Source organism: Variovorax sucrosi, assembly GCF_051216635.1.
Classification (GTDB): domain Bacteria; phylum Pseudomonadota; class Gammaproteobacteria; order Burkholderiales; family Burkholderiaceae_C; genus Variovorax.
Genome location: NZ_JBPJZU010000013.1, coordinates 105,253 through 124,473, shown reverse-complemented (window position 1 = coordinate 124,473; position 19,221 = coordinate 105,253). Strand labels below are relative to the sequence as shown.

Genomic DNA, 19,221 nt, shown 5'->3' with positions numbered 1-19,221 from the left:
GTTGCCCATGGCGTCGAGGGTGAAGCTGCCGCTCTCGCCGCGGTTGTTGCTCCAGCCGGTCAGGCGGTGGGCTGCGTCGTAGCTGTAACTCAAGCTCAGGCCGGTGGGCAGCGTGAGCGTCGCGATGGCGCCGAAGGGCGTGTAGGCGAGCGTGGTGCTCTGCTGGCCGCCGACGGTCTGGGTAAGCAGGCGGTCGCGGGCGTCCCAGGTGTAGGTGGTGACCAGGCCGTTGGGGGCGGTCTGGCTCAGCATGCGGTTGGCGCTGTCGTAGCTGTAGCTGCTGACGTGGCCCAGGGCATTGGTGGCGCTGAGGGCGTTGCCGAAGGCGTCGTAGGTGTAGCTGGTCGCTGCACCGTTCGGGGCGGTCTCGGTGGCGACCAGGCCCTGTGAGGTGTAGGTCCAGCTGGTGGTCTGGGTCTTGTTGCCGGCGGCGGTGTGGGTGACGGTTTGCGTGAGCGGTCTGCCCTGCGTGTCGTAGGTGTAGGCGGTGGTGCGACCGGCCTCAGTGACGAATTCTGGCAGCGCCCAGGTGGTGTGCCACTGGGTCGTCGTCGTCTGGGCCTCGGGTGTGCCGGCGGCGCGGGTGACAGTCGTGGGCAGGCGGCGGGCGACGTCCCAGGTGGTGGTGGTCTGTACGCCCTTGAAGTCGGTCTCGGATGTGATGAGGCCGTTGGCGTCTTGCTCGCGCGTCTGGGCGTCAGCTGCGCTGGTGTCAGAGGGCCTCGAACTGCCCGCCACGGCCAGCTTGCCGAAGATGGTGCTGTAGCTGTACAAGCGCGCGTTGCCCAGTGGGTCGATGACGCTGGCCGAGCTTGTCGAGGGATAGCTCACTTGGTAGCGCGCGACAGTGCCGGCGAGTTCGGTGCTGATGGCGCGGCCCTTGGTGTCGTAGGCGAAGGTGCTCCAGCGTGCGCCGGTCTCGTCGAAGATGCCGGTCAGGGCATGCGGGAACGATGCGTTCTCGTAGGCGAAGGTCCGGGTCTTGGCGTCGGGGTAGGTGACGGTGCTCAGGCGGGCGGTGCTGTCGTAGGCGTAGCTGATGACGCGGGAATCAGGGGTGGTGACACTTAATAGCTGATCGGTCCCGTTGTACTGAAAACCAAGCGTGCGGCCGAAGGCGTTGGTGACGTAGGCGAGATGACCACCGCTGTAGGCGTAGGTGGTAGTCCAGCCGTTGCGCTCGGTCTGGGTGAGCAGGCGACCGTCGGTGTCGAAGGACTGGGTGATGTCGTCTTCGGCGCGATGGTAGGTCCAGTTGCCGTTGCCGCCGCCGGCCAAGGTGTCGGCGCCGTTGGTGGCCGTCCAGACTGATGCACCAAAGGTCTTGAAGAAGGTTCTCAGGTACCCCTCGGACGTTGTGATCGACACGGCCTGCGGCGTTGCGGCTGCATCTCGGGCAGTGACCTTCAGCGATGTGCTGTGGTTGTGCGTCCAGGTCCTGCCAAGAGAGCCGACTGGACGGGAGGCGTCAAATCCCCAGGTGCTTCTGTACGTACGAACGAAGGAGAGGGCAGCGGGGCCGGCGTCCATGAAGTCGAGTTGGGACTCAACCTTCTCGCTGGTGGGGGGGGAGATAGGATTTCCAACCGTCAATCCGGCCGGCGCTTTGCAGCTGCCGGGTGAATCAGCCGCTTGCGGCGGGACTGGAATTTCGCACGTTGAAGCCGTTAAACTTTTAATGAATCCATCATTACATTGGCAATAGCCACTATTTGGCGTAAAACCACTGGCATTAGAGCTATTGTCAGGGCATTTAAAAATGGCGTTAATGGATAGTCGATTTATCGTCGGGAAATTGTCCTGAAAATAACCATAGCCACCCGCAGACGTCGATGGGGGATCTTCGCAAAATGCGAATGTGATAGTGTTTACTTTCCAAGGATAAAGGGTGTCGTATAAGGCCTGCAACAGTGGCGTCATTGCTGCACAAGTCAGTTCTGGCGTCGAACCTCTGGCAACGGCACCGGCGTACTGGATCTCATAGGAGTACGGCTTTACGTAAAACCATGCCTGAGCGTTGGCAAGCGGCGCCACAAAACTGAGTAGCAAGGCCAGCGCTAAGTGCCTCCACAGTGCAGCAAGCTGGAAATTACTTCCAGTCGAAAGACCCCCGGCAGCAAATGTATTAGCCCTCTGTTTTAATTTGAAGAATGCACGCATTCGCCCCCCGTTGCATTTGTTGTAGAAAAGACGCCCCTTGCGTCCATCGGCGTCTCGGATAAGAGTCCAGATTGGACGAGCGCTCAGCAGACTCATGCTGCGATTGCTCTAATTTCCAAGTTGATTGAGTTGCAAAATGTAACACAGCACAAGGCTGGGGGAAGCTCAGGTTTGAGGGCGGTCTTTCGTCGAGGGTGCAGTTTGCCGCGGGTTAGATTCTGATCAGCTTGACCTCGTCGAGCGACACATGATCCTGCCGCCGGTCATAGAGCCCCGTCGTGCGCGCGCTCTCGTGGTTGGCCATCCGTTGGGTCACTTCGAGCTTTCCGCCGTTGCGTAACTACTCGGTGACTCCAGTGGCGCGGAAGGAGTGGCAACCGATCTTGGTGCCTACCGAAGCAGTTGCGGCGCGCCGGCCGATCATCCGGTAGACGTTAGCCTGACTCATCGGCAGCGACGACAACTGCCCTCCCCGCCCCTTGGCCGATCGGAACAGAAACCCCTTCTTCTCGTCGCTCAGTCCATCAACGCTCAGATACGCATGTACGTATTCGTTGAGATTGTGGTGGCAGGGCATCTCGTGGACCTTGCCGCCCTTCTCATGCAGCCGCACCCAGGTGCACCGACCCTGGACATAGACGTCCTCGACGCGCATACCGATCGCCGCACCAGAGCGTGTTGACGTAGATCGCGTCGAGCATCGACCCAGTCCCCCTTGGCGCGATCAACAAGCAACCCAGTTTGCTAGCGGTCACCCCGCCCCGCAGCACTTCTTGTACTTCTTCCCGCTGCCACAGGAACACGGGTCGTTCCGCCCCGGCGTCGCTTCCTTGCGGATCGTCTCCACCCGCGGACCCAGGCTCTTCCACAGCTGGCGGAGGTCATACACCGCCCAGATCGCCTCGCCGAAGTCGTCGAGGCGGCGCTGGCTCACGCTCGGTGGGCCGTCTTCGCTGAACATCGACACCTCGGGCTTGCCGGTGTCGTCCTCGGTCAGGGCGACGATGGATTGCAGCGCGTCGTCGAGCATGCCGGCGGCTTCCTTGTCGCGCGGCGCGGCCCAGTCGTCGGGGAAGTTCTCGACCGCGTACATGAAGCCCAGGGCCCACACCTGCGCGAAGGACGGGATGGCCTCGCCCTCGACCTCGGCGCGCTCTTCCTCGGGCAGCGACGCGATGGCGCCGCGGGTGTCGAGCACCTCGGGCTGGAAGCTGCGGTCATCGTCGAGCGCCTGCACGTCGGCATCGAGCGCCTGCTCGATCTCGCGCCAGCGGCGCTTCCAGTGCCAGACGAATTCCATCTGCTGCGCGGGCACGAAGCTGTCGCCCAGCAGCACCGACCAGTATTCGGCGGGAGGGATGGCGCGGCGCGAACACACCAGCGCGGCGAGGAAGCCCTCGCAGAACTCCCATTGCGGAATCTCCTCGTCCTTCTCGCGCATGGCGTCGAGCAGGGTGTCGAGCAGGTCGAAATCCTCGGGGCCGAGCGGCTGGGCATCGGTCGAGGGGATGGGCGCATCGGCCGCGGTGTCGGAATTCGTGGTCATGGAGAAGTCGGAATGAGCCCTCTATGATGCAGCAGGCTCCGGGAGACCCCCCATTTCGACCCCCACGTTTTCACTTTTTCCGGCCCGCTACGCGGCCTTCGCCCTTTGTATCGTCGGCCTGGCCGCCAGTGTTGTTTCCGTGGTGCTGCTGCCGCAGGCCTGGCTCGGCTGGATCGCATTGGCCGCGTTCGCCACGCTGTCGGGCGTGGGCGTGCATGACCTGCGGCAGGAGCGGCACGCCATCCTGCGCAACTACCCGGTCATCGGCCACCTGCGCTTCCTGCTGGAATTCATCCGGCCCGAGATCCGCCAGTACTTCATCGAGAGCGACAGCGAGGCCGCCCCCTTCTCGCGCGCTCAGCGCTCGCTGGTGTACCAGCGCGCCAAGGGCGAGCCGGACAACCGGCCCTTCGGCACCCAGCTCAACGTGACGATCTCGGGCTACGAATGGATCAACCATTCGATGCAGCCGACGACGCTGGCCAACCACGACTTCCGCATCGTCATCGGCGGCTCGCCCAACCCGGCGACGCCCGCGGGCTTCACCTGCACCCAGCCCTACAGCGCCAGCGTGTTCAACATCTCGGCGATGAGCTTCGGCGCGCTGTCGGCCAACGCGGTGCTGGCGCTCAACCAGGGCGCGAAGATGGGCGGCTTCGCGCACGACACCGGCGAAGGCTCCATCTCGCAGCACCACCGGGTGCACGGCGGCGACCTGATCTGGGAGATAGGCTCGGGCTACTTCGGCTGCCGTACGGACGACGGCCGCTTCAGCGAGGAACGCTTCGTGGTGAACGCGCGCGACCCGCAGGTAAAGATGGTCGAGATCAAGCTGAGCCAGGGCGCCAAGCCCGGCCACGGCGGCGTGCTGCCGGGGCCGAAGGTGACCGCCGAGATCTCGGCCGCGCGCGGCGTGCCGGTGGGCGTCGACTGCATCTCGCCCTCGTCGCACAGCGCCTTCTCGACACCGGTCGAGATGATGCATTTCATCGCCAAGCTGCGCGAGCTGTCGGGCGGCAAGCCGACCGGCTTCAAGCTGTGCATCGGTCACCCGTGGGAATGGTTCGCCATCGTCAAGGCGATGCTGGCCACCGGCATCACGCCGGACTTCATCGTGGTGGACGGCGCCGAGGGCGGCACCGGCGCGGCGCCGGTGGAGTTCATCGACCACGTCGGCGCGCCGCTGCAGGAAGGCCTGCTGCTGGTGCACAACACGCTCATCGGCGTGGGCCTGCGCGGCCGCATCAAGATCGGCTGCGCCGGCAAGGTGATCACTGCCTTCGACCTGGCGCGGATGATGGCGCTGGGCGCCGATTGGTGCAACGCGGGCCGCGGCTTCATGATGGCGCTGGGCTGCATCCAGGCACAGAGTTGCCACACCGGCCACTGCCCGACAGGCGTCACCACCCAGGACCCGGTGCGTCAGCAGGCGCTGGTGGTGCCGGCCAAGGCCGAGCGGGTGCGCAACTTCCATCGCAGCACGCTGCATGCGCTGCAGGAACTGGTGCAGGCCGCGGGGCTCGACCATCCGCAGCAGATCACCGCACACCACATCGTGCGGCGCATCTCCGATACCGAGGTGCGGCTGCTGAGCAACCTGGTGATGCAGGTGCAGCCGGGCGCGCTGCTCGGTCCGCTGGACCATCAGCACACCGTGTTCCGGATGTATTGGCCGCTGGCCAGCGCCCGCAGTTTTCAACCGGTGCCGGAAGACCTGTCCGACGCAGCCGACGAGGCCCTGGCGGCATGACTCCCCTCAGACGAGGTGGCGGCGGCGGCAGTGGCCGCATCCAGATGCGCAAGGGCGTGGCGTCGGCCCCGGCCCCGCTGACGGCCGCTGCGCACGATACGCAGCCGGGCGACTACGCGGCGTTCCTGCGCGACATGCTGCCCCGGCAGGCCGCCACCGTCGCCAGCCACCGCTTCGGTGCCGAGCGCGTCTGGCTCAAGAAGGCCGGGCCGCGCCATGGCAAATGGGGCTACCGGTTGCTGGGGCTGATTGCTCGCACGCTGCGCCTCGATGTGCTCACGCCGGTGCCCAACCCGGGTGGCGAGGCGGCCATCGCCATCGAAGGCCGGCGCCTGCGCGAACTGGGCGCGGCCGGGCTGCGCGTGCCGGCGGTGCTGGCGCAACAGACCGATGGCCTGCTGATGTCCGACCTGGGCGAGAGCCGCGCGACCGTGGTCGTGCTACGGGAACGGCTCGAGCACGCCGCCGCCGTCGGCCCCGCGGCCCTGCTGGTCGCCTGGCGCGACGGCCTCGAAGCCATCGCACAGGTCCATGAACGCGGCGCGTACCTCAGCCAGTCCTTCGACCGCAACCTGGTGCAGTGCCCCGACGGCGTGATCGGCTACATCGACTTCGAGGACGACCCGGGCGAGACCCTGGGCCTGGCCGACTGCCAGGCGCGCGACTGGCTCAGCTACCTGCACTCGACGGCGATGCTGGTCCGGGCCGCCTCGCCCCAGGCCGCAGGCGACCACTGGCATGCCGTGCAGGCCGACGCCAGCGATGCAGTGCGCGAACGCATCGCCCACGCCGCGCGGCGCATGCGCTGGCTGCGGCATCTGCCCGAAGGGCGGCGCTGGGGCCGCGACACGCAGCGGGTGCGTGCGTCAGCGCGGTTGCTGGGGCGCTGGTACGCCCCGGGCCTCTGAGCAACCCTGCCCGCGCACGAAAGGCTCGGCGCTCATGGCGCGTCCCGCAGCAGGTGCACCCGCAGCGCGCCCAGCTGCGCGTGCAGCTGCTGCACCGTGGCGCCATCGAGCGCCGAGAACATCCCGAGGATCCACTGCTCGTGCTCCTTCGCCATGGATTCGAAGGCGCGCCGGCCCTGTGGCGTCAGGCTGACGATCCAGGAGCGCCGATCGTCCGGGCTGCTTCGGCGCGTGACGGCGCCCTCGCGCTCGAGCTCGTCGGTGAGCGCAGTCACGTTGCCGCCGGTCACCATCAGGTAGCGCGACAGCGCCCGCATCGAGAGCCCTTCGCGGTAGCGGTGCAACTGCGCCAGATAGTCGAAGCGCGCCAGCGTGATGCCGAAGCGCTCGCGCAGCCGGGTCCGGATCTCGCGCTCGATCTGGGTGGTAGTCGCGAGCATGCGCAGCCAGAGCCTGAGCACCGCATGGTCGCCGCTGCCGGCACGCGCCTCGTGGCCGAGTTCGCTGGCGCGGCTGAGCAGCGTGTGCGAAGGGTCGTCGGGCTTCATGACAGGTCTCCGTACGGCACAGGCGCGCTCAGCGCTGGCGGTCCCAGGTGCCCGGCGTCACGCCGCGCTCGCGCAGGCGAAACTTCTGCACCTTGCCGTTCTCGGTGCGCGGGAGGTCGTCGACCAGGTCGATGTAGCGCGGGATCGCGAAGTACGGCAGGCGGCCGTCGCAGTAACCGGCGAGGTCGGCCGGCGTGGCCATGGCCTCCGGCCGCAGGATGACCGAGGCCATCACCTCGTCCTCCGCCAGCTCGGAACGCACCGGGTACACCACCACCGTCGCCACCGCCGGATGGCCCTGCAGCACCTGCTCGACCTCGTAGGAAGAGATGTTCTCGCCGCGCCGCCGGATCGCGTCCTTCAGCCGGTCGATGAAGCGGAAGGCGCCGTCGGCCTCGCGCACCACCCGGTCGCCGGTGTGGAACCACAGGTTGCGCCAGGCTTCCACCGTCTTGTCCGGCAGGTTGAAGTAGCCGGTCGCGAAGGCGAAGGGCGCGTCGGCGCGCAGCAGCAGTTCACCGGCCTCGCCGTCGGGCAGCGGCGCGTCGAAGGCGTCCGCCACCCGCGCCTCGAAGCCCGGCTGCAGCCAGCCCATGACGCCTGTGCGTTCACTGTCTGGCCGGGTGGCGATGACGAAATTGGTTTCGGTCGAGCCGTAGCCTTCGAGCAGCTTCACGCCGGTGCGCTCACGGAAGGCGGCACTGGCCGAGGCCGGCACGCCCGGGCCGAGCCCGGTGCGCACCCGGTGCGCCCGCTCGCCCTCGCCGGCCGGCTGCGCCAGCAGGATCGGCACCATCGCGCCGAGCAGGTAGACCACCGTGGCGTTGCAGGCCTGCATCGCGGGCCAGAAGCCCGAGGCCGAGAAGCGCGGCAGGAACACCACCTCGCCGCCCGCCAGCGAGGCCTGCGCGAAGGTGTTGAGCGCATTGATGTGGAACAGCGGCAGCGTGGTGGCCAGCACGTCGTCGGGCCCCAGGCCCAGGATGCGCGCGGTGTTGGCACCCCAGCCGTGGTACTGGGCATGCGGACAGACCACGCCCTTGGCCGGCCCGGTGGTGCCGGAGGTGTAGAGGATGGCGAGTGCCTCGCCGGGCTGCACCGCCGCCGGCGCCACCGCGTCGCCCAACTCCGGGTAGGCCTCGCAGCGCAGGCCCTGCGGCGCGGGCAGCGGTCCGTCGCCACCCACCACCCAGACGCGCTCGAGCGCGGTACCGGCCAGCTCGGCGGTCTGCAGACGCTCGAGAAAAGGCGCTTCCATCACCAGCAGCCGCGCGCCGCTGTCGGCGAGGAAGTAGGCGATCTGCGGTCCCATCGAGGCCGAATTGATCGGCACCGACACCGCACCGATCCAGCCGCAGGCCAGGAAGACCTCGAGGAACTCGACCCGGTTGCCGCACAGGATCGCCACCCGGTCGCCGCGCCCGACACCGGCGGCCAGCAGCGCGGCGGCCCGGCGCGCCACCGCCTCCACCGCGCCGGCATGGGTCCAGCGGCTGCCGGCCACGGTGAGCAGCGGCCGATCGCCCAGCGCCACCGCCTGCCGCTGCAGCAGGCACGGCACGGTGCGCTCGGCCAGCGGCCAGGCCTCGTCCGCAGCGAGCGCAGGGTTCTCAGTCGTCATGGGTCCCGCCACCCAGGTAAGTCGCCTGCACCCGCGGGTCGCTCGCCAGCGACTGCGAGGCACCATGCAGCGCGATCTCGCCGGTCTCCAGCACATAGCCTTCGTCGGAACTCTCCAGCGCCGCGCGCGCGTTCTGCTCCACCAGCAGGATCGACACGCCGTCGTCGCGCAGGCTGCGCACGATGGCCAGGATGTCGCGCACGATCAGCGGCGCGAGGCCGAGGCTGGGCTCGTCGAGCATCAGCAGCCGTGGCCCCGACATCAACGCGCGCCCCACGGCCAGCATCTGGCGCTCGCCGCCCGAGAGCGTGTCGGCGCGCTGTGCCTTGCGCTCGGCCAGCCGCGGAAAGCGCTCGTAGACGGAGGCCAGCCGCTTCTTCAGCACCTCGCTCTTGAGCCGCCGCGAGTAGGCACCCAGCTGCAGGTTGTCCAGCACGGTGAGCTCGCCGAAGAGCTCGCGCTTCTCGGGTACCAGCACCAGGCCCCGTTCGACCCGCGACTCGACGTCCAGGCCGTGCAGGTCCTCGCCCTCGAAGCGCAGCACCCCTTTGGACGGCAACAGGCCCATGGCCGCGGCCAGGAGCGTGGTCTTGCCGGCGCCGTTGGGCCCGATCACCGAGACGATCTGGCCCTTGTCGAGCGAGAGCGACACGCCCCGCACCGCATCCACCTGGCCGTACGAGACGTGCAGGTCGCCGAACTCCAGCATGGCCGCGCTCATACTGCGACCTCCGCCCTGCGGGCTGCGGTGCTGAGCGCCTTCGGGCGGCCGGGCGGCGCTCATACGACGCTCCCGAGGTAGGCGGCTTGCACCCGCTCGTCGGCGCGCACCGCCGCGGGCACGCCCTCCACCAGCTTGGAGCCGAAGTTCATCACCACCAGGCGATCGACGAGTTTCATGACGAAGTCCATGTCGTGTTCGACGATGAGGATGGTCACGCCCTCCTCCCGAAGCTTGCGCAGCAGTTCGCCCAGCGCCATCTTTTCCTTGCGGCGCAGGCCGGCCGCCGGCTCGTCGAGCACCAGCAGCACCGGGTCGGCCGCCAGCGCGCGGGCGATCTCCAGGATGCGCTGGGTGCCCAGCGGCAAGCTGCCCGCCAGTTCGTGCGAGCGGTCGCCCAGGCCGATGCGATCGAGCTGGCGCTGCGCCTCCTGCAGCACCTGCCGTTCCTCGGCGCGATCGAGCCGCAGCCCGGCCTTGAGCACGCCGGCCCCGGTGCGCGCATAGGCACCGAGCGCCACGTTGTCCAGCAGCGTCATCTGCGGTCGCAGCTTGACGTGCTGGAAGGTGCGCGCGAGGCCGAGCCGCGCCACCTCGCGCTGCGGCAGGCCGGCGATGTCGCGGTCGAGGAAGCGCACCTTGCCGGCCGTCATCGGCGCGGTGCAGGTCAGCAGGTTGAACATGGTCGACTTGCCGGCACCGTTGGGGCCGATCAGGCCGATGATCTCGCCGGCGTTCACCTCGAAGCTCACGTCGTTCACCGCCACCAGGCCGCCGAAGCGCTTGACCGCGCCCTCGACCGACAGGATGCGGGTGCCGTGCACCGGCAGCGCGCGCTGCGGCAGCGGCGCCACCGGCTCGCTGGGCGCGGTGGCCGGCGGCGCCTGGAAGCGGCCCTTGGTGATGCGCCGCACGAAGCCCATCAGCCCGCTGCGCGCGAAGTGCAGCAGCAGGATGAACAGGGTCGCGAAGGCGATGGCCTCCAGCTGCCCGGCACGCTGCGTGAGCATCGGCAGCACGTCCTGCAGCCCGTTCTTCAGCACCAGCACCAGCGCCGCACCGACGAGCGCGCCCGTGAGCTGGCCGAGCCCGCCGGCCACCGCCATCAGCAGGTACTCGATGCTGGCACGGACGTCGAAGGGCGCCGGGCTCACGAAGCGGTTCATGTGGGCATAGAGCCAGCCCGCGATGCCCGCCAGCAGCGCCGCAGTGACGAAGAGCGTGAGCCGCACGCGGTAGGCATCCGCCCCCACGCTCGCCAGCAGGGTCGCGCCGCCGCGCAGCCCGCGGATGGCACGGCCCGGCCGCGACTGCAGCAGGTTGTGGCCGAACAGGAAGGCCAGGCCCACGATGCTCCAGATCAGGTAGTAGATCGAGCGCGGGTCCGACAGCACCCAGGCGCCGATGCGCAGCGCCGGGATGTTCGACAGGCCCGTGTGGCGGCCCAGCGCGTCGACGTTGCCGAACAGCATCGCGATCGACAAGCCCCACGCAATGGTCGACAGCGGCAGGAAGTGCCCGCCCAGGCGCAGCGTGAGCATGCCGATGGCCAGCGCCGACAGCCCGGTGAGCAGCAGCGCGAACAGCAGCCCGATCCAGGGCGAGAGCCCCTGCGTCGTGGTGAGCCAGGCGGTCGCGTAGGCGGCGATGCCGACGAAGGCGGCCTGCCCGAAGGAGGTGGCCCCACCCACGCCGGTCAGCAGCACCAGGCCGAGCGCGACCAGCGCGCCGATGCCGATGTCGTTCATCAGCGAGACGGTGAAGTTGCCGGCCACCATCGGCGCCAGCGCGAAGGCCAGCACCAGCAGGCCGAGCCAGAGGCGGCGCGAGAAACGGCTGGACGAACGGCTGGAAGAACGGGCGCTCATTGATCCACCTCGTCTTCTTCCTCTTCCGAATGCACGCTCAGGAAGGAGCGCAGCATCAGCACCGGGATCAGCAGGCTGAAGACGATCACGTCCTTCAAGGCACCGCTCCAGAATGACGCGAAGCTCTCGACCAGACCGACCGCGATCGCGCCGATGGCGGTGATCGGGTAGCTCACCAGGCCGCCGATGATGGCCGCCACGAAGGCCTTCAGGCCGATGATGAAGCCCGAGTCGTAGTACATGGTGGTCACCGGCGCGATCAGCACGCCGATCAGCCCGGCCAGCAGCGACGCGCAGCCGTAGGCCAGGATGGCGGTGCGCGCCGGCCGGATGCCGACCAGCCGCGCCCCCACCCGGTTGACCGCCGTGGCCCGCAGCGCCTTGCCGGCCACGGTGCGCTCGAACACCAGGAAGAACAGGCCGCTCAGCACCACGGCGGAGCCGACCATCAGGATCACCTGGGCGCTGACGGTGAAGCCGTTGCCCAGGGTCAGCACGCCCGACGCCAGTGGCTGGGTGCGCGAGCCTTCGGGCCCGAAGAACAGCAGACCCAGGCCCGACAGCAGGAAGTGCAGCGCCAGCGAGACGATCAGCAGCACCAGCACCGAAGCATCGGCGATCGGCTGGAACACGATGCGCGCCAGCAGCGGCGCGATCGGCACCACCAGCAGCACCGAGGCGGCGATCTGCACCGCCGCCGGCATGCCGCTGCGCGCGGCCAGCCAGGCCAGCAGGCAGGGAACGGCCGGCAACAGGCCCCAGAGGGCGATCGCCTTCGGGATGCGCGCGGCTTCGTGGCGGCGCAGCAGCGCAACCACCTCGACCAGCACCGCGATGGCGGCCAGCGTGAGCACCAGGCCGATGGTCGGCGGCGTGCGACCGGTCTCGAAGGCGGCGAGCGTCAGCGCCGCGAAGGCGGCGACGTCGCCGAAGGGCACGAAGACGACCCGCGTGACCGAGAAGATCAGCACCAGGCCGAGCCCGGCGAGCAGGTACACCGCGCCGTTGGCCAGGCCGTCGATGCCGAGGATGAGTGCGACGTCCCAGGTCATCGTGCGCTGCTCCCGGCGTAGGGCTGCAAAAGAAGAGAAGTGACGGAGATCAAGGTGCGAGCTTCCACTGGCCGTTGTCGAGCTTGACGATCACCCGGGCGCGTTCGTCGACGCCGTAGAGGTTGCCGGGCTTGAAGCTGTAGACGCCGTGCACGCCCACCAGCTCCTTGGTGCTGAAGATGGCGTCGCGCAGGGCGACCCGGAATTCCGGGGTGCCAGGCTCGGCCTTGGCCATCGCACGGGCCGCAGCATCGGCGAAGACCAGCCATCCGTCGAAGGAGTAGGCCGAGAACGCATCGGTGGTCGGTGCGTTGTTCACTTTCTGGAACACAGCCCGGAAGTCGAGCCCGATCTTCTTGCTCGGGTGCTCAGCCGGCAGCTGCTCGGCCACGATGATGGGGCCGGTGGGCATCAGCGCCCCCTGCCCCGCCGCGCCCACAACGCGCACGAAGTCGGGGTTGATCAGGCCGTGCTGGCCGTACACGCCGCCCTTGAAGCCGCGCTCCTGCAACGCGAGAAAGGGCAGCGCGCCGGGCGTGCCGGCGCCGCCGGTCATCACCGCCTCGGGCTTGAGCGCCAGCAGCTTGAGCACCTGGCCGGTGACCGATGCATCCGCGCGGGCATAGCGCTCGTTGCCCAGCACCGTGATGCCGGCGGCCGGCGCCGCTTTCATCAGCGCGGCGTACACCAGGTCGCCCCAGGCGTCGGAGAAGCCGATGTAGCCCACGCTCTTGACGCCGTTGCGCTTCATGCGTTCGACCACCGCGTCGATCATGAGCTGGGTGGGCTGCGCCACCGTCATGACCCAGGGGTTCTCGGCCGGGTCGAGCATGATCGGGGTGAGCCCGATCAGCGCGGTCTTCGACTCGCGCCCGACCTGTGCCATCGCGATCGCCGAGGGCACGCCCGAGGTGCCCATGAGCACGTCGACCTTCTCCTCGTCCACCAGCTTGCGCGCATTGCGCCCGGCAGCGGTCGGATCGGAGCCGTCGTCCAGCACCACCAGCTGGATCTTGCGGCCGTTGACCTCGCCCTTGTACGCCAGCGCCGCCTGCATGCCCTTGGCGTAGGGCACACCCAGCGACGAGTTGGGGCCGGAGAGCGAAACGCTCAGGCCCACCTTCAGGTCGGCCGCCTGCGCGGCCGGCAGCAAGGCGGCGAAGGTGGCCAGGGCGGCGGCTGCGGTGGCGCAGCGTGTCAGGGTCCGGATCAAGCGCTTCATGGCGGGGGCCTCGTGGGTGGGTGGATGGAAAAAGGGAACTAGATGAACAACTGGATCGCCGGCAGCGGCCGCTCCGGCTGCAGCAGGTCGACGCGCTTTTGCCGCAGGCGCAGCACGCCGGCCTCGCGCACCAGCGTGTGGCGATAGCGGCCGGTCAGCAGCAGCTCGCGCTCGCCGCGCGCCTCGATATAGACGAAGGGAGTGCGCAGCACAGCGAATCCGGCATCGAGATCGATGGACTCCACTCGCGGTCGCTGCAGCACGTGCTGCCCCTGGCTGGGCGGATGCTGCGAATGGGCACGCGGGTTCTTCAGACGCTCGATGCGCAGCTGCAGGAGCAGCCGGTCTTCGTACGCGATCGAGTTGTGGGTGTGGGGGTCGGCCTGGCGCGCGCCCAGCAGCGGCACCCAGTAGTGGCCGTCGGCCGCGAAGAGCGCCAGCCATTCGTCGTAACGGCCGTCGTCGAGCAACGCGGTCTCGTCCTCGACGAAGCGCGACAGGGCATCCTCCGAGAACAGGCCGTCCGTCATGCCGCCGCCTCCATGCCCTGGGTCATGAAGCGGGCCCAGGCGCGGAACTGGTTGCGCATCAGCAGCTCGTTGGTGCCGTTGACGGTCTGCACCGGCGTGTCGGCCTCGCCGGGGCGGTGGTCGCGGTGCAGGCTGATCCACTCGTTGCCGTCGGCGCGCAGGCCCTGTTGCATGCTCTCGAACAGCGCGACGTCGTCGTGCGCGACGATCGACATCGGCGAGAACACCAGCCGGTTGTAGGTGAGTGAACGCTCGAACAGCAGCTCGGGCGCACCGGCCGGCCGGAAGGCCCAGGCCTCGACCAGCGTGCGGTCGGCCGCGAGCGGACGGATCACTCGGATGGCCTGCGGCGAGCCCTTGGCCGCCAGGCTCGGGAACAGCACCGCGTTCTGCGGCGAGCGCTGCAGGATGTCGGCCGCGCGCTCGGCGCCATGCGCCGCGGCCATCGCCGCCTCGTAGGCCGGCACCTGCGCGTAGCTGGAATGGATGCTGAAATTGACGCCCAGCAGGCTGTGCCCGTTGGCGAACACCCGACCGCCCATGCGGTCGAAGAAGTCGTAGCCCGCGCCGAAGGGCAGGATCTGCTCCATCGCCATCGGCTTGGGCTCGTCCGGCCCGTGGCCCTGCCACAACTGGTTGGCCGCCTGAGTGGCCGACTCGTGGGTCGACATCGGATGCACCGTGTCGTTGATGTTCTCCAGGTACATCTTCCAGTTGCAATGGATGATGTTGCGCATCGCGCCGCCGGCGACCACGAGGCGACCTTCGGGCGAGCGGTCGACCAGGTTGTCGATCGCCTGCAGCACGTCGCCGAAGTAGTCCTCGAACGAAGGCCCGGCCTCGCTCAGGCGCACGAAGACGAAGTCGCGGTACACCGCCACGTTCGCCAGCGCCACCATGCCGCGGCCCGACTCGCACTGCTTGAGCTGCGTGCCCTCGTAGCCGGCTTTCAGCGGCAGGGCCAACGGCGCACCGTCGAGCCGGTAGGTCCAGGCGTGGTAGGGGCAGCGGAAGAACTTGCCGGTGTTGCCACAGGGGTCGCTCACCAGCTGCGTGCCCTTGTGGGCGCAGCGGTTGTAGAGCACCTTCAGCCCGCCGTCGGGCTGGCGCACCATCACCAGCGGACGGCCGGCAATGTCCTGCGTCAGGTAGTCGCCCGCGTTCGGCACCTGGCTCGCGTGGCCCAGGTAGTTCCAGGTCGCGGCGAAGAACTGCTCGCGCTCCAGGGCGAACAGTTCTTCGCTCAGGTACAGGTCGCGGTGGACGCGGTCGTCCTGCACCAACGCACGGACGGCGTCGGGTCGGCCTCGGTAGCGGTCTGACATGGGGATGGACACGGCGGCGTGGCTGCTGCGTCTCAGGGCACCAGCTTCCACTGACCCTTCTCCATCTTCACGATCACCACCGCGCGCTGGTCGGAACCGTAGCGGTTGTCGGGCGTGAAGTTGTAGACGCCGTGCGTGCCCACCAGCTCCTTCGTCGTGACGATCGCATCGCGCAGCGCGGTGCGGAAGGCCGGCGTGCCGGGCTCGCCCTTGGTGCGCGCGGCCGCATCGGCGAGCAGCAGGTAGGCGTCGTACGTGTAGGAGGAGAAGGCATCGGTCGGGACGCTGCCGTGGGTCTTCTGGTAGGCCGCGCGGAAGGCGAGCGAGACCTTCTTGATCGGGTTGGTGTCGGGCAGCTGGTCGGCCACCAGCACCGGGCCGCTGGGCACCTGCAGGCCTTCGATGGCGCTGCCGCCCACGCGCACGAAGTCGGCATTGATCAGGCCGTGCGTGCCGTAGATCGGGCCCTTGTAGCCGCGCTCGGCCAGCCCGAGGTAGGGCAAGGCACCGGGCGTGCCGGAGTTGCCGGCGAACACCGCATCGGGCCGCTGCGCGACGATCTTCAGCACCTGGCCGGCGACCGACGAATCGCTGCGCGCATAGCGCTCGTTGGTCACCACCTTGATGCCCGCGGCCTCGGCACTTTTCAGCAGCGAGTCGTAGGCCAAGTCGCCCAGCGCGTCGGAGAAGCCGATGAAGGCGACCGACTTCACGTTGGATTTCTTCATGCGCTCGACCACCGCCGACACCATCAGCGGGAAGGGCTGCGACACGGTCACGGTCCACACGCCTTCCGGCCCCGGGATGGTGACCGGCGTCGGCGAGATGAGCGGCACGTTGAGCTCGCGCGCCACCGCGGCGATGGCCATCGCGCCGGGCACGCCGGAGGTGCCGATGAGCACGTCGACCTTGTCGTCGACCACCAGCTTGCGCGCATTGCGCCCGGCGGTGGTCGGGTCCGATGCGTCGTCCAGCACGATCAGCTCGACCTTGCGCCCGCCGATGGACGGATGCTCGGCGATGGCCGCGCGGATGCCCTTCTCGTAGGGGATGCCGAGTGCCGCGACCGGCCCGGACAGCGAGCTGATGAAGCCGATCTTGAGATCGGCGGCGAAGGCCTGCGAGACGGACAGCGCCAGCGCCGCGGCGGCCAGGAGGGATGTGGGCTTGTTCATGGTGCGATCAGTAAGTGATGAAAGTGAGGGGCGGGCTCAGGGCACCAGCTTCCACTGCCCCTTCTCGAGCTTCACGATCACGCGCGAGCGTTCGTCCGAGCCATAGCGGTCGGTGGGCTTGAAGTTGTAGACGCTGTGGGTGCCGACCAGCTCCTTGGTGCCGACGATGGCGTCGCGCAACGCCGTGCGGTAGGCCGGTGTGCCCGGCTCGCCCTTGGCGCGCGATGCGGCGTCCAGGAACAGCAGCCAGGCGTCGAAGGAGTAGGCCGAGAAGGCATCCGTGGGTGCCGCGCCGTTGGCCTTCTGGTAGGCCGCGCGGAAGTCCATCGACACCTTGCGGATCGGGTTCGACTCGGGCAGCTGCTCGGCCACGATCACCGGACCGGTCGGTGCGAGCAGGCCTTCGACCGCGGTGCCGCCGACCCGCACGAAGTCGGGGTTGATCAGCGCATGCATGCCGTAGATCTGGCCCTTGTAGCCGCGCTCGGCCAGCGCGATGTAGGGCAGCGCGCCGGGGGTGCCCGAGGTGCCGGTGATGACCGCATCGGGCTTGAGCGCCACGATCTTCAGCACCTGGCCGGTGACCGAGGCGTCCGCACGGGCATAGCGCTCGTTGCTCACCACCTTGATGCCGGCGGGCTCGACGCTCTTCTGCAACGCGTCGTAGACCAGGTCGCCCCAGGCGTCGGAGAAGCCGATGTAGCCGACCGTCTTCACGCCCGACTTCTTCATGCGCTCGACCACCGCGCTGACCATCAGCGGCGCCGGCTGCGGCAGCGTCACCATCCAGGCGCCCTCCTCGCCCGGCAGGTTGGCATTGGCGATGGAGATCAGCGGGGTCCTGGTCTCGCGGGCCACGGCGGCGATGGCCAGGGCTCCGGGCGATCCTGCGGTCCCGATGATCACGTCGACCTTCTCCTCGTCGATGAGCTTGCGGGCATTGCGCGCCGCCGTCGACGGATCGGAGGCATCGTCGAGCTGCACCAGTTGCACCTTGCGCCCGTCGACCTCCGAGCGGTAGGCCAGCGCCGCCTTCATGCCCTTCTCGTAGGGGATGCCCAACGAGGACACCGGGCCGGACAGCGAAGTGATGAAGCCGACCTTGAGGTCGGCGGCGAGCGCACTGACCGCCGCGAGGGAAGCGAGCGCGCCGAAGGCCAGCGCGATGCCGGTGCGCAGGGGGTGGCGGGACGAGACGTTCATGGCGATCCTTCCGTGGGTAGTGAGAGAGATGGGGGCGAGCGCATTCACAGCGTGAGGCTCCCGACACTGGTGCCGCCGCAGACATAGAGCACCTGGCCGGTGACGAAGCTGTTGGCCGCATCGGCGAAGAAACCGACGGCGCGCGCGACATCGTCCGCTTCGCCCAGGCGCCGCACCGGTATCGAGGCGGCCAGGGCGCGCTCCCGCTCGCCGGCCTGCACGATGTCGTAGAACATGTCCGTGCGCACCGGCCCCGGCGCCACGACGTTGACGGTGATGCCCTCCGGGGCGAGTTCGAGCGCCCAGGTGCGTGCCATGCCCAGCATGCCGGCCTTGGTGGCGGAATAGCTGGTGCGCGACTGCGCACCCACGGCCGCACGCGAGGACATCAGCACGATGCGGCCGAAGCGCTGGCTGCGCATGGCGGGCAGCACCGCCTGCACGAGCTGCACCGCACAGCCCAGGTGCAGGTCGACCAGCGCATCGAGATCTTCGAGCTTCACGTCGGCGATCAGCGCCGGGCGGATGACGCCGGCGTTGTGCACCAGCGTCGTGACCTCGAACTGGTGCGCGAGCTGCCGTGCGGCGGCCGCGGTGGCGGCGCGGTCCATCAAGTCGACCTCGATGCTGTGCATGCGCGGGTGCGCGATGTCGCTCGCGCGCCTTGCCAGCGAGATCACCTGGTAGCCCTTGTCGAGCAGGTCCTGGCAGATCGCCTTGCCGATGCCGGCGCTGCCGCCGGTGACGGCAGCCACCTTGCGCGCGCTCATGGCTGTTGCTCCACCAGGGCGAGCACGCGCAGCGGGCTGCCGCTGCCGTTCTCGATCTTCAGCGGCGGGCAGATCAGCACCGCGCCGGCCTCGGGCAGCAGGTCGAGGTTGCACAGGCATTGCAGGCCGTAGCGGCCCGCACCGTGCATGTAGTAGTGGCAGGGATAGGGCGGGCGCAGGTGGTAGCCCTGCCCGGCATCGGTGCCGATGGCCTCGGAGCCGAAGCCCAGCACGTCGCGCTGCTCCACCAGGAAACGCACCGCCTCGGCGCTCGGGCCGGGCGTGTGCTGCCCGGTCTCGTCGTAGTTCTGGTAGGCCTCGGGGTCCTCGCGCTTGGACCAGTCGGTGCGCATCAGCACCCAGGCGCCTTTCGGGATGCGGCCGTGCCGGGCCTCCCAGGCCTCGATGTCGTCCAGCGTGAGCAGGTAGTCGGGGTCGTCCTTCACCTGCGGCGAACAGTCGATCACGCAGGCCGCGGCCACGAAGTTCTGCGGCGGGATGGTGTCGACTGAATTGTTCGGCAGGTCGCGCCCGGAGATCCAGTGGATCGGCGCATCGAAGTGGGTGCCGGTGTGCTCGCCGCAGGAGAAGTTGTTCCAGTACCAGGCCGGCCCGCGCTCGTCGTACTTCGAAACTTCCTCGATGCGAAACGGCCAGCACTGGCCCATCTCGGGCGGCAGCGCGATCTGCGGGAAGTCGGGCGTGAGGGTCTGGGTGAGGTCGATCACGCGGATTCGGCCGCTGGCCATCGCGCTCACCAGGCCGCCGAGGATCTCGGTGGCGGACATCAGTTCGGTCGTGGGGGTCATGGTCTGCTCCTGG

The 19,221-nt window shown here is 68.6% G+C and carries 17 protein-coding genes and 1 pseudogene; 2 read left to right on the top strand and 16 right to left on the bottom strand.

Features of this window, described 5'->3' with window-relative positions:
• The 4 genes and pseudogenes from ACSFBE_RS22820 to ACSFBE_RS22805 all read right to left on the bottom strand — a co-directional run.
• A partial coding sequence (locus ACSFBE_RS22820; RefSeq protein ID WP_435492687.1) for a hypothetical protein occupies positions 1 to 1,368 on the bottom strand: 1,368 nt, incomplete at its 3' end.
• A 33-nt stretch (positions 1,369 to 1,401) separates the two neighbouring features.
• Positions 1,402 to 1,920, bottom strand: a pseudogene (locus tag ACSFBE_RS22815) (DUF6531 domain-containing protein); the annotation flags it as partial.
• 580 nt (positions 1,921 to 2,500) lie between these two features.
• Entirely contained in the window at positions 2,501 to 2,869 is a 369-nt protein-coding gene (locus ACSFBE_RS22810; protein WP_435492686.1) for a tyrosine-type recombinase/integrase, read from the bottom strand.
• Between the two features lie 42 nt (positions 2,870 to 2,911).
• Positions 2,912 to 3,706 (bottom strand): YecA/YgfB family protein, encoded by a 795-nt coding sequence (locus ACSFBE_RS22805; RefSeq protein ID WP_435492682.1) that lies wholly within the window; start codon positions 3,704 to 3,706, stop codon positions 2,912 to 2,914.
• A gap of 52 nt (positions 3,707 to 3,758) precedes the next feature.
• On the opposite strand from ACSFBE_RS22805, the gene ACSFBE_RS22800 reads away from it, so the two are divergent.
• Together ACSFBE_RS22800 and ACSFBE_RS22795 are read left to right on the top strand one after the other, a co-directional pair.
• Complete coding sequence (locus ACSFBE_RS22800) at positions 3,759 to 5,456, top strand: FMN-binding glutamate synthase family protein (protein WP_435492685.1); 1,698 nt, start codon at positions 3,759 to 3,761, stop codon at positions 5,454 to 5,456.
• Positions 5,453 to 6,364, top strand: a complete 912-nt coding sequence (locus tag ACSFBE_RS22795; RefSeq protein WP_435492681.1) for a BUD32 family EKC/KEOPS complex subunit — start codon at positions 5,453 to 5,455, stop codon at positions 6,362 to 6,364. The genes ACSFBE_RS22800 and ACSFBE_RS22795 overlap by 4 nt, the downstream gene beginning before the upstream one ends.
• Before the next feature lie 32 nt (positions 6,365 to 6,396).
• Here the strand turns inward: ACSFBE_RS22795 and ACSFBE_RS22790 are convergent, their stop codons facing one another.
• The 12 genes from ACSFBE_RS22790 to ACSFBE_RS22735 all read right to left on the bottom strand — a co-directional run bounded on the left by ACSFBE_RS22790 (position 6,397) and on the right by ACSFBE_RS22735 (position 19,208).
• Positions 6,397 to 6,912 carry a MarR family winged helix-turn-helix transcriptional regulator gene (locus tag ACSFBE_RS22790; RefSeq protein WP_435492680.1) on the bottom strand — a complete coding sequence of 172 codons (516 nt, stop codon included), beginning with the start codon at positions 6,910 to 6,912 and terminating at the stop codon, positions 6,397 to 6,399.
• Between the two features lie 28 nt (positions 6,913 to 6,940).
• Positions 6,941 to 8,533: an ATP-dependent acyl-CoA ligase gene (locus ACSFBE_RS22785; RefSeq protein WP_435492679.1), complete on the bottom strand. Its 1,593-nt coding sequence runs from the start codon at positions 8,531 to 8,533 to the stop codon at positions 6,941 to 6,943.
• The gene (locus ACSFBE_RS22780; RefSeq protein WP_435492678.1) at positions 8,523 to 9,254 is read right to left on the bottom strand and encodes an ABC transporter ATP-binding protein; all 732 of its coding nucleotides are present in this window, start codon (positions 9,252 to 9,254) and stop codon (positions 8,523 to 8,525) included. The genes ACSFBE_RS22785 and ACSFBE_RS22780 overlap by 11 nt, the downstream gene beginning before the upstream one ends.
• A 59-nt stretch (positions 9,255 to 9,313) precedes the next feature.
• Positions 9,314 to 11,032: a branched-chain amino acid ABC transporter ATP-binding protein/permease gene (locus tag ACSFBE_RS22775; protein WP_435492684.1), complete on the bottom strand. Its 1,719-nt coding sequence runs from the start codon at positions 11,030 to 11,032 to the stop codon at positions 9,314 to 9,316.
• Positions 11,033 to 11,118: 86 nt separating this feature from the next.
• Positions 11,119 to 12,174, bottom strand: a complete 1,056-nt coding sequence (locus ACSFBE_RS22770) for a branched-chain amino acid ABC transporter permease (RefSeq protein WP_435492677.1) — start codon at positions 12,172 to 12,174, stop codon at positions 11,119 to 11,121.
• A gap of 49 nt (positions 12,175 to 12,223) precedes the next feature.
• The gene (locus ACSFBE_RS22765) at positions 12,224 to 13,396 is read right to left on the bottom strand and encodes an ABC transporter substrate-binding protein (protein ID WP_435492676.1); all 1,173 of its coding nucleotides are present in this window, start codon (positions 13,394 to 13,396) and stop codon (positions 12,224 to 12,226) included.
• A 38-nt stretch (positions 13,397 to 13,434) separates the two neighbouring features.
• Positions 13,435 to 13,926 (bottom strand): aromatic-ring-hydroxylating dioxygenase subunit beta, encoded by a 492-nt coding sequence (locus tag ACSFBE_RS22760; protein ID WP_435492675.1) that lies wholly within the window; start codon positions 13,924 to 13,926, stop codon positions 13,435 to 13,437.
• Positions 13,923 to 15,251: an aromatic ring-hydroxylating dioxygenase subunit alpha gene (locus tag ACSFBE_RS22755; RefSeq protein ID WP_435492674.1), complete on the bottom strand. Its 1,329-nt coding sequence runs from the start codon at positions 15,249 to 15,251 to the stop codon at positions 13,923 to 13,925. The genes ACSFBE_RS22760 and ACSFBE_RS22755 overlap by 4 nt, the downstream gene beginning before the upstream one ends.
• A 32-nt stretch (positions 15,252 to 15,283) precedes the next feature.
• Complete coding sequence (locus ACSFBE_RS22750; protein ID WP_435492673.1) at positions 15,284 to 16,426, bottom strand: ABC transporter substrate-binding protein; 1,143 nt, start codon at positions 16,424 to 16,426, stop codon at positions 15,284 to 15,286.
• 36 nt (positions 16,427 to 16,462) lie between these two features.
• Positions 16,463 to 17,629 (bottom strand): ABC transporter substrate-binding protein, encoded by a 1,167-nt coding sequence (locus tag ACSFBE_RS22745; RefSeq protein ID WP_435492672.1) that lies wholly within the window; start codon positions 17,627 to 17,629, stop codon positions 16,463 to 16,465.
• A 44-nt stretch (positions 17,630 to 17,673) separates the two neighbouring features.
• Positions 17,674 to 18,399, bottom strand: coding sequence for an SDR family NAD(P)-dependent oxidoreductase (locus ACSFBE_RS22740; RefSeq protein WP_435492671.1), 726 nt, complete (start codon positions 18,397 to 18,399; stop codon positions 17,674 to 17,676).
• Complete coding sequence (locus ACSFBE_RS22735) at positions 18,396 to 19,208, bottom strand: cyclase family protein (protein WP_435492670.1); 813 nt, start codon at positions 19,206 to 19,208, stop codon at positions 18,396 to 18,398. The genes ACSFBE_RS22740 and ACSFBE_RS22735 overlap by 4 nt, the downstream gene beginning before the upstream one ends.
• Between the last annotated feature and the right edge of the window lie 13 nt (positions 19,209 to 19,221).